This is a genomic window from Parabacteroides caeci (assembly GCF_023656795.1).
In the GTDB taxonomy this organism is placed as follows: Bacteria; Bacteroidota; Bacteroidia; order Bacteroidales; family Tannerellaceae; genus Parabacteroides; species Parabacteroides segnis.
The window spans coordinates 15,465-27,540 of the sequence record NZ_JAMOKT010000078.1 but is presented as its reverse complement, the minus strand read 5'-3'; the positions used below and the strand labels follow the sequence as shown (position 1 = coordinate 27,540).

The window sequence follows — 12,076 nt, the reverse complement described above, 5'->3', positions numbered from 1 at the left end:
TTTACAAGAGCTGTTTAATAAGACTAATTTCAATGATGTCAAAGAACAATTTAATCCCCTTATTCCGGGATTATTTGATTAATTAATAACTCGTCCCGATTTTAACGGGACACTAGTGAGTTGTAATATGAAATTACAAATGCGTCTTATACTGATCTTCGTTTCCTTATCGGTCCTGGGAATATTCTTTTTCCAGGGATATTGGTTATGGAACAGTTATAACATAGAAAAACAACAAATCAGAAGAATTATCAACGAAACACTTCAGCAAGCAATCAATGAAGATCTGACAGACCGGATGGAAAAAATGAAAAACGACACGACACCCGGTGCACCACATGGCCAAGTGGAATTTGGTTTTTTTATGGACAGTACTTCCCACACAGCCTCCCAACAGACACCCCGGAAATATTATTCCCGTACCCGGCTCCAATTATTCAATGAAACTGACAGTACCGTTTTTCAGGCTTATAAACCGGAAAATACTCCCATGATGAGAATGGCATTCAAAGGAATCTGGCAAGCTATTAACGGGATTTCTCCTGTAAACATTGAAAAAACCGACAGCCTATGGTCAAGCTTTCTTCGTGCAGAAGGTATATACAACCGACATTTTATCGACTTTACACTAGGCAATGACACTCTCCTAGCCTCTTCTTTGCCGGATAACCAGAATCCGACCAATTTGCTTGCCACCCAAAAAATAGGCGTTAACAGTGACGATAGTATCGGCATGCAAGGATTTATCATTGCACCCGGAGAGACAGTACTCAAGCGGATGGGGCCACTGTTTCTCGCCTCATTCTTTCTGATTATCATTACGACAGCTTGTTATATCTACCTGATACGAACCATTTTACGCCAGAAAACGATCGCCCAGATAAAAAATGATTTCGTCAACAACATGACCCATGAACTGAAGACTCCGATCACCATTACTTACTCGGCTATCGACGCTTTGCAAACATTCAATTTCGTCGAACAAAAAGAGACACGGGAGGAATATTTCACACTTTGCCGCCAACAATTAAAGCATCTTTCCGGCCTGGTTGAAAAGATACTTAGCATGGCTGTCGACGAGCGCAAAAACTTCCGGCTGCAAAAAGAGACTTTCCGGATAAAACCGGTCATAGATATTCTGGCACAACAGTTTACGCTAAAGACAGATAAACCTGTTTCTTTTCAGATCGTCTGTGAACCTGAGGAACTGACGATATATGCCGATAAACTGCATTTCACCAATGTAATCAGCAATATGCTCGATAATTCAATCAAGTACTCCGGAAAAAGCGTACAAATCTCCATTCAGATAAACCAAATAGAGAAAGGGACTCAAATCGACCTGACAGACAACGGTATAGGCATCCCTACCGTTCAACTAAACCGCATATTCGAACGTTTCTATCGTGTCCCCAAAGGGAATATACATGACGTGAAAGGCTTCGGACTCGGACTCAGCTATGTCAAAGACATCATAGAGCGGCATAACGGGACTATTTCCGTTGAAAGCAAAGAAAAAGAAGGAACTACATTCACTATTATAATACCGGAAAAGAAATGATACATGTATTATTAGCCGAAGACGAAATAGCATTAGCTAAAATAATCAAAGACAGCCTGGAAAGCCGCCGGAAATTCCAAATTACAATTGCGGCAAACGGCAATGAAGCAATGTCTTTATATCACCGTTCAAAACCGGATATCCTGGTATTGGATGTGATGATGCCTCAAATGGATGGATTCACGCTTGCCAAAATGATTCGTCAAACCGACACACGGACACCGATCTTATTCCTTACCGCACGCTCATCGGTCGATGACCTGGTAACCGGTTTTCACCTGGGAGGAAATGACTATCTGAAAAAGCCATTCGATATGGAAGAGCTTATCGTCCGCATCCTTGCCTTATTGAACCGTCCGATAATCATAGAAGAAGAAAAGCGACCGGAGGTTTTCAGCATCGGTCAATATACGTTCGATTATCCCCGTCAGACGTTACAGATAAGCGACCAAACAGAAACATTATCGCATCGGGAAGCCGAGATTCTACGCATGCTTTGCCAACATACGAATGATGTATTGCACCGTAAACCGGTTTTACTGGAGTTATGGGGAGACGATTCCTTTTTCAATGCCCGCAGCATGGATGTTTTTATCACCAAGCTACGTAAAAAATTAAAAGCCGATCCCTCGGTTCAGATTGTGAACATCCGGGGGATCGGCTATAAACTGATCATATAGTAAAATCAAATAAACAATTCAGGTTCGCGGCGTGCGCTGAAGTTTTTATGAAGCATAGCCGTATAGGGGGTATCGAAAGTACGGGCCCCTTCCGGACATTCTTTTACGCAGGCACAGCATTTAATACAAAGCAACGGATCACTGAACATACGATCATCGACAATCGATATCGCTGCAACAGGGCATACATCGATGCAATACTCACATTGTGTACACAAATCCTCATCCGTCACAGGAGCCTGTGGAGTGGAAGGACCTTTTACCTTGTACGGGAAATTTCCTTTTACCTCCAACGGCTGTAAATCCGTCAACGTCGATACGTTATCCAGCTTCTTCAGAATTTCGCTACCGAATTCGGATGCTTTCAACAAATCGTCCTTATCCGGCCGACCGGCGGCAATAGGCATATCTTTCCGGCTGTATGAATGCTCACCGATAAAGGCACCGGCACTCACCGGCACGAATCCCTGAGCGGAGAGCGCATCGCTTAATTCCTTTAAAGCGTCTTCGTAATCGCGGTTTCCATAGACTACGACAGGAATAACCGGAGTTGCGTTTCCCTTAAACATACGGATGCGCTCCATAGCCGTCTCCGCAACGCGGCCTCCATATACAGGAGCCGCAACAATTACCAGTTCATTCCCTCCCATCGAAAGCGGTTCCTTCAATCCTTCATGGGTAATATCCGATTCAGACAAAGTATCCGCTTCCAACGCTTCGGCAATTGCATAAGCTATTTTTGCCGAAGTATGCGTCGGAGAGAAATAGATTAAATGTATATTCTGATATTGCATATCGTTTACTTTAAAGATGCACCAATCTTATCCATCAATCCGGCAAACTCATCTTCGGTATATCCCTTGCCGGCATAAATCACTTTTCCGTCTTTACCTATCAGATAAGTACGGGGAATCAGGTTCTTTGCAAATGCTCCGAAGATGGCACGGTTCTTATCCGGATACAACGGGAAGGTGAAACCTTTTTTCTCATTATACTTTGCCAACTCGGCATCTGTATGTTCACGTCCAATCACCAACATCTGAAAGTTTTTATTATCCTTAAACTTCGGCCACAACTTCTGCTGTACTTCCGCCAGTTCTTTCTGACAGGGAGGACACCAGGTTGCAAAGAAATTTATCAGCACTACTTTCCCTTTCAGGGAAGCAGACGAGATTTGTTTACCATCGTCGGAAACGATCGTGAATGCAGGCATCTGGTCGCCCACTTTTATAATATCACCATCGTTCTGAGCACGGGCTACAAACGCGAAAATTGCAAGCAGGACGGTTAAGAGGTACTTCTTCATAGGCTTTATTTTATTCTTTGGGCAACATCGTAACCGGCTTTCAGAGCTTTCAGGTTCATCTCAACCACTTCTTCCCCTTTACGACCGAAGATACGACGGATACCGTCTTCTATTTTATTATACTCAATTCCAATAAAAGGAGCAGCAGCACCCAACATCACGATATTGGCGGCACGGGCCGTAGCGACTTCCTTAGCTATAGCTTCCACATCCAGGATAACCTTATGCGGCAATTTATCCAGCTCTTCGTTTACTTTCTCCATATCCGGATAATTAGGGATATTGACAAACGGCTGTGAATTAGTCACCAACCAACCATCTTCTTTCAGATAAGGAAGATAACGGAGACTTTCCATCGGTTCCAGGGAAATGATCAGGTCGGCATGTCCCTTCGGAATCAGGTCGGACGCGATCGGCTGATCAGACAAACGCAGGTTCGACTGTACATCGCCACCACGCTGGCTCATTCCGTGAACTTCCGCCTGCTTCATATACAAACCTTCTTTCAAAGCGGCTTCTCCAATAACGGCGGCAATAGAGAGGATACCTTGTCCTCCTACACCTGACAATATAATATCTACTCTCATTTCTTGCTTGCTTTTTTCTTTTTTGTTAATGTCTGGATACATTCACGACGCGGGATCAGGACAGATACGCCTTTATATTCGATCTCTTCGCGGATGATCTGTTTCATTTCTTCGTAATTCTTCTTCAACGGGATCATGACACGGATATGGGCGGGATCGACACCGATACCTGCACAGATAGCTTCCAGGCGTCCTGTTCCGGCTGAATCCTGACCGCCGGTCATAGCCGTTGTTTCATTATCGGAAATAACGATTGTGATGTTTGTATCCTCATTGACACAATCCAGCAAACCGGTCATACCGGAATGCGTGAAAGTAGAATCACCAATTACCGATACGGCCGGGAATACACCGGCATCAGAAGCCCCTTTCGCCATTGTAATGGAAGCCCCCATATCGATACAAGAGTCGATTGCACGGAACGGAGGCAAAGCTCCCAACGTGTAACAACCGATATCGCCGAATACTTTCGGGTCTTTATATTCAGCCAGCACCTCATTCAATGCTTCATACACGTCGCGGTGACCGCAACCCTGGCATAATGCAGGCGGACGCTGTTCCACCACTTCGGGGATAGCATAGTAACTGGTAATATCTTTGCCTAAAGCCTTGCCTACGGCATCCGGAGTCAACTCGCCGTCACGTTGTAAAGTCCCGTCCAAACGACCGTGAACAGTTATCCCTTTACCCAAGAAACCTTTCAATTGCTCTTCCACAACCGGATAGCCTTCTTCAAGCACCAGAATTTCCTTACATTCGCCGGTAATCTTTTCTACCAACTTGCGTGGCAACGGATATTGAGTAATCTTCAATACCGGATATTCGAACCCGTCAGGATAATTCTCCGCCAGATAGTTGAATGCAATACCGGTTGTAATGATACCCATCTCTTTGTTGGGAGCATCGAAATACTGGTTATATTTTGAACTTTCAGCCGCTTCGGTAAACCCTTTCTGCGCTTCCAGCAATACTTTGAAACGTTTGCGTGCCAAAGCCGGAAGCAAGATAAAACGCTGACGGCCGTCAGGCGGACAACTCATCGTATTTTCTTCCTTGATCGGACGCGTTACCACACCGGCACGAGAGTGCGCCATACGGGTAGTAATACGCATCAGGATCGGATAACCCAGTTTTTCCGAAAGTTCGAAACCTTCATATACCATATCGTATGCTTCCTGCTGGCTGGATGGTTCCAGCATCGGGATCATAGCAAAATTTCCATATACACGGTTATCCTGCTCGTTCTGTGATGAGTGCATGGAAGGGTCGTCGGCCGTAATAATAATCATACCACCGTTGATACCGCTCATTCCGGCATTCATAAAGCAGTCTGCCGCCACATTCAGTCCGACATGTTTCATGCAGCAAAGTGAACGCTTTCCGGCATAACTCATACCTAAAGCTGCCTCCATTGCTGTTTTTTCATTCGTACTCCAACGGCTGTGTATCCCCCGTTCTTTCGCTACTGCCGAGCCTTGTATATACTCGGTAATTTCAGTTGAAGGGGTACCCGGATAGGCATAAACACCGGAAATACCGGCATCGATCGCAGCCTGTGCGATAGCCTCATCCCCCAAGAATAGTTGTTTTTCCATGTATATTTGTTTTCTTAAATTGATTTTTATGTTATACCAACAGCCAAAGATACAGCTTTTACCATAAACAAAAAGCAAAAAGCCTACCGAATCTTTCTCCTGTTCAGTTCAGCCCGGTAACGGTTTGCATTGCGATTATGCTCTGCCAACGTTGCCGCGAAATTATGCCGGCCCGAAAAATCTTCTTTGGCACACATATAAAGATAATTATGCTTCATATAATTCAAAACGCTGTCCATCCCCTTGATAGTCGGGATACGCAGCGGTCCGGGCGGCAACCCGGCATATTTATATGTATTATATGGAGAATCTATTTCCAGATGTTCGAACAGGATACGTTGCAAGGTAAAATCACCCACTGCAAATTTGACGGTAGGATCGGCTTGTAACGGTATGCCACGATGCAAACGGTTCAGATACAAACCGGCCACAATCGGATATTCATCTGCCGCAGCCGTTTCTTCCTCTACGATGGAGGCCAGGATGGCGACTTCCGCAGGTGTCAGATCAATCGCTTTTGCCTTCTCCATACGTGCTTCCGTCCAGAAGGCTTTATATTCACGATTCATACGCTGCATCAGTTTTTCTGCGGGAATATTCCAATAGACCTCATAGGTGTTCGGAATAAACATGGAGAGGATTGTTTCGGTAGTAAATCCCAGCGAATCGCAATAAGCCGAATCGTTCAGCAAGACAAGCAGGTCCTCTGTATCCAGCATCAACTGTTCGTCCAACCGCTCCACCAGATCATCTTTAAAGCGGATATTATTAAAGGTAAGACGGGTTGCCACCTGATGACCGCGCCGCAGATCGTTCAACAGTTCCAGGTTGCTCATTCCCGGCGATACCGCATATCGGCCGGTCTTCATATTTCCCTGGTATTGCAGGAATCCGGCCAACTGTTTAAAACTTCCGATACGATTGCAGCCGGCCGAATCAATCAACTGACGGCAAAGTTCGCCGAAATCCTTGTCTTTTCCTATATACAGATAAACCGTTTCTTTGGGAGTAAAGTTAGGCGCCCATGCCAGACGGTATCCCCAGAAACCTGTACCCGCCAGCAAAAAGATCAAAAATACGACAATCCCAATTAGTATATTACGCTTCCCCTGTTTTTTCTTATTCATTTTTCCTCCAATAAAATACTGATTATCAGAACAGGTCACAAAAGTAATACCTTTTTCCGAAAAAATAGATGCAAAATCCTTTGTTTATTTAAAAACATCCGCCTATCTTTGCAGCGCAATTCTAAGGAAGAAGCACAGAACACATGGAAGTGTGGGTGAGTGGCTGAAACCACCAGTTTGCTAAACTGACGTACTCGTAAGGGTACCGGGGGTTCGAATCCCCCCGCTTCCGCGACACAATTCCAACCGTCTAAAAATCAAGCGGTTGGAATTTATTTTTTCAAATCGGAACTGAATCGGAACTGGTTTTTTTCCGGATTATGTGGGAGAGGCTGAGAAATGGGCGGATTTCACATAATAAAAAAAATGCCTGAAAGTTTAAAAAATCCAAAAATTACGAATGCGACCGATCGATTTGACGAACCGATCATACCCTATATCCCAGCTCAATTGAAAGAGTATGCTTCGGGATGGGTTATCGAATACCAAGTGATCAATCCTGAAACATTCAGCTATGAGCGGTTCCGGGAAAAATTTCAACGCATGAGAAAGAAGTTTGCTTCGGATGACCAAGCGCGAAAAGCGGCAAAGGCAATATGCCGGGAACGGAACAAGCAGCTTGCCTCCGGATGGAGTCCTTTCATGAAGGAAGGGAGTCTTCGGTCGTTCACTAAGATGGAAGACGCACTAAATATGTTTTTGAAGGAGAAGCTGAAGGAGATTAGGCCGGATACCAAACGCGTTTATAAATCATACGTGCGTATGTTTCTTTCCTGGCTTAAAGCGCATAAACTCGAATCAATATTCGTGAAGTCGTTTTCGGCGGTCAACGGGGATGATTATCTAACCTGGCAGTATGTGGAACAAGGGAAGTCGGCTGTCACCTACAATAATTTCCTGACTTTTTCAAGGGGGTTGTTCAACTGGTTCATCCAGAAAGGGTATTGCGAAAAGAATCCTTTTGAAAAGATTCCCAAGAAGAAGGAAGAACAGAAAAAACGGGAGGTAATCCCGCTTGAATGGGACAAAAAAATCATGGATTACTTCTATTCCCGCGACCCCCGTATGGTACTTGTCTGCATGTTGGTGTATAGTTCTTTCATCCGACCTGCTGAAATATGCCGTATCCAGATAAAGGACATCCATCCGGATAAGTCTGCCATTTTCATTCCGGGGCAGAACGCGAAGAACGCACATGCACGGTGGGCTACTTTAACACCGGATACGGTGCGTATCATCGAAGAATTGCAGATCATGAATTACAATCCTGATTTTTACCTGATTTCGACATCTCTTATGCCTGGCATGAAGAAGAAGGAAACAAGGGATCTGGACAAACGTTGGACGAAAATGAGAAAGGCTATCAACCTGCCGGATATTTACCAGCTTTATAGTTACAGGGATACCGGTATTATGGTTTTAAAAGAGAGCGGTGTGCCTGATTACTTGATTGTCAAGATGACCGGACACTTGGAATTGGACATGCTACAAAAATACACCCATGCACCACAGGAGGAAGCTGTCCGGCTGTCCTCACAATTCCTGCCCAAGTTGGGAGAACGGAAGCCGTTTGATCATTCCGAGAAATCTGCATACGCTTCTTCTTATGAATAGACTGGATATCAGAATAAAGGCTGCAAATGAATGTTTGCAGCCTTTATTGTTAGTCTTGAATATCTTCCATGTTACATTTTATTTCTTGTATGTCATAAGCTTCATGGGCTTTATGTATTGAATAAAGGATTCTTTGCCTAATCTGGCTGTCAAAGTTGGATAGGGCGCATAAGGCAGAAGATATATCCTCCATCCATCTTTCTCCATATTGGTCAAAGGTTGCAAGGTTTTTCATCTCAGGGGAATTGTAACACAAAGCCGCAATTCTCATAGCGGCTGAAAGACCCTTCAAAGATTTGTCGAACAAATCATTGAAACTATTTGATACGAACGTGATTCCTTTCTGTTCGTCTTCGGTGCAAATACCTGACGGCAAGTAAAATTTGCTTGTAACCGCTATATCCATAAGTATAAATTTAAATTAATACTTAAAATATAACCAAAACCTCCTTTATTTTGTTCGTTCAAATTACGGTTATTTACCGCATCCTTTTCATCTTTTCGATTTCCTTCTTTTTTTCTTCCTGGATCACGGCATTGTCTTCTAGGTATTGGAGGGCGTAGAAGGCTTCGATGTCCTGCGTTTTTTCCGGGATTGCCCCTATTTCCTTGCTGAGAAACACCGTGATTTCGGCTTCCTCTTTCATGAAGTCGCGCGTCTTCTGCTTGGATTTGCCGTTGAACAGATGTTTGAAGCTGTTCCGGAAATAAAGCTGGGTGCTGTTCCAAAAGATCAATATCAGGTTTATTTCCAGCGGGGAGAAATGTTTGGAAAATCCGTCCGGATGGGTTTGGGCGGTGATCCGGTTGATTAGGCGGCTCGTGCGCCCTTCGGGAATGTAGAGCGTGGAGAGGAATTTGTCCAGGTGGCTGTCCTGCCGCGTAGATATATAGTTTTGGATGTGCATACAGCACAGGCGGTAATGGAACCAGGGCATGTCGGAGAGATTAGTGAAATAGCTCCGGTAGGTGCGCATGCCGACCTTTTTCCGGGCGACCGGGTTCGTTGACAGGTATATCTTTTCCGGCTTGGTGAGAAACTCCAACTTTTTTTGGAAATAAAGTACTTCCTGATCCTCCATAAAAAAGCGTCTTCCGACCAGGGCGTTCCAAAGGCCTTTGAAACGGTAGCATTGCGTCCAGATGATGAACGGACCGTCTTCCCCCGTGCCCCCCTCGTGCACGTCTGCCACCTGACGGCCTGTTTCAGCAATAAAGCGTCCGGCAAATGGGATTAGTGACAATGCCGAACGCCACCTTTCGGCATATCGTAACGGCTTCAACCCCTCCAATGCCAAAAAGCAATGGGCGAGGTAAGCGTCGGAGCTGGCAAATTTGCCTCTGATCTCTTCGACCGTACGGAACTGATCAAGCGTCATAAGTCCCCATCTGTCGGGCAAAGAGGGTAATTTGATTGTTTTTCTGTTTGTTTTTTCCATGACGCTAAAGTAGTCCGTTCGATTACATTCTTATAGGACAAAAAACGCCCTGCACGAACCTCACGGCGGGTGCAGGGCGGTAAAAAAAATGCTTAAAAATTTATATCGTTATTCGAACGTTTCCACGTATTCCTGGAGCGGATCGTTCAGATATTCCTTATTGAATAATTCCGGGGTGCATAACATGGCCGCTTCGAGGCGGTCAATGACATGTTCGTTCAGGTCGGCCAACATCATGCCGAGTTCGGAGATTGCCGCCGACGGGCTTTTATCTCCCGGAAGGGAAGCCAGCAGATAACCGATATCCTTGTTCTTGTGAGCCATGTCTTCGATGCTGCTGATAACGTAGGCGGCCATGTGGATGGCCTTCGCACCGGTACTGGCTATCTCGCGCAGTTTGCGGTTTACGTGGTCTACCCCGCGGCGTTCTTCACTCATCCTCCGGGCTTTTTCGCGTTCATCGGTAGAGTATCCCTTTCTTATTATATCTAAAATATCGATGGCATTGTACCGGTCCGACCATTCGGTAGATCTCTTTGACTGGAAGGGTTTCATAGCGCACCTCCTTCTTCGATAGCTGCTAATACAAGAGCAGATAGGATAACAGCCAACGCTTTCACATAACCTTTCGCGTCGGCTTCGGTTTTACACTCACATATACCTAGGGCATTGCATTCAATACGCGGGCTACATTCGCCCAGGAAAAGATTCCCGTTTCGTGGGATAACGTTGCTTGTTGGGTACTTTTATTCACCGGCAAACAAATGTTTTCGTGTTTGGACATAACTAACATTGTTTGTTATCGGATGGCAGGAATAAAAAAAACGGTTCCGCCTGTCCCTTTGTCCTACACCACGAAAGGCAGTTACGGCCATTAAGCCGTATCAAGGGGGTACGAAACCGTTATATTTTTATATATCGTATGGGCATAAAAAATGCCGATACAAAAAATGTTCGGCGGATATCCCGCCTTTCGTGAAATAGGACACTGCAAATATGGGGATTAAAATTTAGTTGTGCAATAAAATGGTTTTGTTTTTTACTGATTATCAGTAGAATTATTCGTATATTTGTGAAAAACAAAAAGTTATGGACAGAGATTTTTTTGAGCATTTATTAGAGAAATTACTTGTGGTTCTTATTTCGTCGGCAATATCCACATTGATAATGATTGTTTGGTTTTTGGCTGATGGGCGGCTGGAATTACCTTTTTGGGAATAATCCTTTAAAATCCAAACGGTGCATTTCTCTCAGATCAAAACCCATTTGGGCAATCAGTCTTTCCTTGATAGCGCGAATGGGTTCATACATAGACATTCCTTGTAGTTCCTTCCTCTCGTAGAACTCAGGCGTTTCTTCAAAGCCATACCCCGGCTCTACGATTAAATTGATAACCCCATTCATTTCTGTCAGCAAATCTATAATTTCGTTCGAATACCACAAGTTATATTTTAACGCTGTTCCCACATCCTTCATAAAAGTTTCACACAGCACCTTTCTTACAAAAATACAATGATACCGCCTGCCGTCTTCGTCTCTTGCCACAATGCTTAATCCGGCAATGATGTGTTCGAGCTGGTCGTATGCTTCAATCCGCTTCTTTATCAGCTCTTTTTGTATTTCCATTTTATACAGAACTTTATCTCTGTACAATCTCAAAAATTCAGAAACCAAAATAGCTGCTACTGAACTTACCAACGTGGTTTGTATTACAGACAGTACCAATCCCATGATAAATAATCCATTTATATCTTACATCAGGTAAGGATACACATCGATACGTCTCTTTTTCAGTTCCTCGGATGAAACCTGTTTGAATATTTCGGATCGTTTCATCATACCCTCAAACTCCTTATGCTGTTGGCTGTAATCTATCGTTCCGTACTCTTTTTCTGCCTCTTTCATCTTGCGCATAAAGCGTTCGGCTTCTTTTCCTCTCAATGTGGGTATAGGTTTGTCTATAATTGCCATAGCATCGCTGTTTTTTTTGTTTATAAATTTCCCATGATTGATATTTATTCATTGTTCGCGTGGCAAATATACGTATTATTTATTATTATTTTTGTGATTAGGCGTTAAGAGTTACTGTTTAACAAAAAAAGAGAGCAGCAATATTACCGCTCTCTTTTTTCTTTTTTTCAACATTAAAAAAACTAACTTTCAACTA

Annotated in this window: 14 protein-coding genes and 1 tRNA gene; 4 read left to right on the top strand and 11 right to left on the bottom strand. The window is 44.0% G+C overall.

Going from position 1 to position 12,076, the window contains the following annotated elements:
• Positions 1 to 127: 127 nt before the first annotated feature.
• Positions 128 to 1,561, top strand: coding sequence for a sensor histidine kinase (locus tag NBH15_RS25685; RefSeq protein WP_233566794.1), 1,434 nt, complete (start codon positions 128 to 130; stop codon positions 1,559 to 1,561).
• Positions 1,558 to 2,241: a response regulator transcription factor gene (locus NBH15_RS25680; protein WP_128133221.1), complete on the top strand. Its 684-nt coding sequence runs from the start codon at positions 1,558 to 1,560 to the stop codon at positions 2,239 to 2,241. The genes NBH15_RS25685 and NBH15_RS25680 overlap by 4 nt, the downstream gene beginning before the upstream one ends.
• 5 nt (positions 2,242 to 2,246) lie before the next feature.
• Here the strand turns inward: NBH15_RS25680 and NBH15_RS25675 are convergent, their stop codons facing one another.
• The 5 genes from NBH15_RS25675 to mltG all read right to left on the bottom strand — a co-directional run bounded on the left by NBH15_RS25675 (position 2,247) and on the right by mltG (position 6,856).
• The gene (locus tag NBH15_RS25675; protein WP_128133222.1) at positions 2,247 to 3,035 is read right to left on the bottom strand and encodes a 4Fe-4S binding protein; all 789 of its coding nucleotides are present in this window, start codon (positions 3,033 to 3,035) and stop codon (positions 2,247 to 2,249) included.
• A gap of 5 nt (positions 3,036 to 3,040) precedes the next feature.
• Positions 3,041 to 3,547 carry a peroxiredoxin family protein gene (locus tag NBH15_RS25670; protein ID WP_128133223.1) on the bottom strand — a complete coding sequence of 169 codons (507 nt, stop codon included), beginning with the start codon at positions 3,545 to 3,547 and terminating at the stop codon, positions 3,041 to 3,043.
• A gap of 5 nt (positions 3,548 to 3,552) precedes the next feature.
• On the bottom strand, positions 3,553 to 4,134 hold the full coding sequence (locus NBH15_RS25665; protein ID WP_048314590.1) for an indolepyruvate oxidoreductase subunit beta: 582 nt from the start codon (positions 4,132 to 4,134) through the stop codon (positions 3,553 to 3,555).
• A complete protein-coding gene (locus tag NBH15_RS25660) occupies positions 4,131 to 5,729 on the bottom strand; it encodes a thiamine pyrophosphate-dependent enzyme (protein ID WP_128133224.1) in 1,599 nt (532 codons plus the stop codon). The genes NBH15_RS25665 and NBH15_RS25660 overlap by 4 nt, the downstream gene beginning before the upstream one ends.
• Before the next feature lie 83 nt (positions 5,730 to 5,812).
• Positions 5,813 to 6,856, bottom strand: coding sequence for an endolytic transglycosylase MltG (gene mltG, locus NBH15_RS25655; protein WP_128133225.1), 1,044 nt, complete (start codon positions 6,854 to 6,856; stop codon positions 5,813 to 5,815).
• Positions 6,857 to 7,001: 145 nt separating this feature from the next.
• Between mltG and NBH15_RS25650 the strand changes: the two genes are divergently transcribed.
• Positions 7,002 to 7,088, top strand: a tRNA-Ser gene (locus NBH15_RS25650).
• 134 nt (positions 7,089 to 7,222) lie between these two features.
• The gene (locus NBH15_RS25645; RefSeq protein ID WP_250823919.1) at positions 7,223 to 8,470 is read left to right on the top strand and encodes a tyrosine-type recombinase/integrase; all 1,248 of its coding nucleotides are present in this window, start codon (positions 7,223 to 7,225) and stop codon (positions 8,468 to 8,470) included.
• A 49-nt stretch (positions 8,471 to 8,519) separates the two neighbouring features.
• On the opposite strand, the gene NBH15_RS25640 is transcribed toward NBH15_RS25645, so the two are convergent.
• The 6 genes from NBH15_RS25640 to NBH15_RS25620 form a co-directional block, all read right to left on the bottom strand.
• A complete protein-coding gene (locus NBH15_RS25640; RefSeq protein WP_250823918.1) occupies positions 8,520 to 8,876 on the bottom strand; it encodes a hypothetical protein in 357 nt (118 codons plus the stop codon).
• 73 nt (positions 8,877 to 8,949) lie between these two features.
• Complete coding sequence (locus tag NBH15_RS25635) at positions 8,950 to 9,909, bottom strand: DUF4238 domain-containing protein (protein WP_250823917.1); 960 nt, start codon at positions 9,907 to 9,909, stop codon at positions 8,950 to 8,952.
• A gap of 108 nt (positions 9,910 to 10,017) precedes the next feature.
• Entirely contained in the window at positions 10,018 to 10,464 is a 447-nt protein-coding gene (locus NBH15_RS25630; protein WP_250823916.1) for a hypothetical protein, read from the bottom strand.
• Positions 10,465 to 10,570: 106 nt separating this feature from the next.
• Positions 10,571 to 10,693 (bottom strand): hypothetical protein, encoded by a 123-nt coding sequence (locus tag NBH15_RS29260; RefSeq protein ID WP_284706493.1) that lies wholly within the window; start codon positions 10,691 to 10,693, stop codon positions 10,571 to 10,573.
• A gap of 419 nt (positions 10,694 to 11,112) precedes the next feature.
• Positions 11,113 to 11,640 (bottom strand): hypothetical protein, encoded by a 528-nt coding sequence (locus NBH15_RS25625; protein WP_250823915.1) that lies wholly within the window; start codon positions 11,638 to 11,640, stop codon positions 11,113 to 11,115.
• A gap of 21 nt (positions 11,641 to 11,661) precedes the next feature.
• Positions 11,662 to 11,880, bottom strand: coding sequence for a hypothetical protein (locus NBH15_RS25620; RefSeq protein WP_250823914.1), 219 nt, complete (start codon positions 11,878 to 11,880; stop codon positions 11,662 to 11,664).
• Positions 11,881 to 12,076: the final 196 nt, after the last annotated feature.

Bases quoted from the DNA above. Each gene is read 5' to 3' on its own strand.
- NBH15_RS25685 (WP_233566794.1), top strand. From the start codon at position 128: ATGAAATTACAAATGCGTCTTATACTGATCTTCGTTTCCTTATCGGTC.
- NBH15_RS25680 (WP_128133221.1), top strand. From the start codon at position 1,558: ATGATACATGTATTATTAGCCGAAGACGAAATAGCATTAGCTAAAATA.
- NBH15_RS25675 (WP_128133222.1), bottom strand. From the start codon at position 3,035: ATGCAATATCAGAATATACATTTAATCTATTTCTCTCCGACGCATACT.
- NBH15_RS25670 (WP_128133223.1), bottom strand. From the start codon at position 3,547: ATGAAGAAGTACCTCTTAACCGTCCTGCTTGCAATTTTCGCGTTTGTA.
- NBH15_RS25665 (WP_048314590.1), bottom strand. From the start codon at position 4,134: ATGAGAGTAGATATTATATTGTCAGGTGTAGGAGGACAAGGTATCCTC.
- NBH15_RS25660 (WP_128133224.1), bottom strand. From the start codon at position 5,729: ATGGAAAAACAACTATTCTTGGGGGATGAGGCTATCGCACAGGCTGCG.
- mltG (WP_128133225.1), bottom strand. From the start codon at position 6,856: ATGAATAAGAAAAAACAGGGGAAGCGTAATATACTAATTGGGATTGTC.
- NBH15_RS25645 (WP_250823919.1), top strand. From the start codon at position 7,223: ATGCCTGAAAGTTTAAAAAATCCAAAAATTACGAATGCGACCGATCGA.
- NBH15_RS25640 (WP_250823918.1), bottom strand. From the start codon at position 8,876: ATGGATATAGCGGTTACAAGCAAATTTTACTTGCCGTCAGGTATTTGC.
- NBH15_RS25635 (WP_250823917.1), bottom strand. From the start codon at position 9,909: ATGGAAAAAACAAACAGAAAAACAATCAAATTACCCTCTTTGCCCGAC.
- NBH15_RS25630 (WP_250823916.1), bottom strand. From the start codon at position 10,464: ATGAAACCCTTCCAGTCAAAGAGATCTACCGAATGGTCGGACCGGTAC.
- NBH15_RS29260 (WP_284706493.1), bottom strand. From the start codon at position 10,693: ATGTCCAAACACGAAAACATTTGTTTGCCGGTGAATAAAAGTACCCAA.
- NBH15_RS25625 (WP_250823915.1), bottom strand. From the start codon at position 11,640: ATGGGATTGGTACTGTCTGTAATACAAACCACGTTGGTAAGTTCAGTA.
- NBH15_RS25620 (WP_250823914.1), bottom strand. From the start codon at position 11,880: ATGGCAATTATAGACAAACCTATACCCACATTGAGAGGAAAAGAAGCC.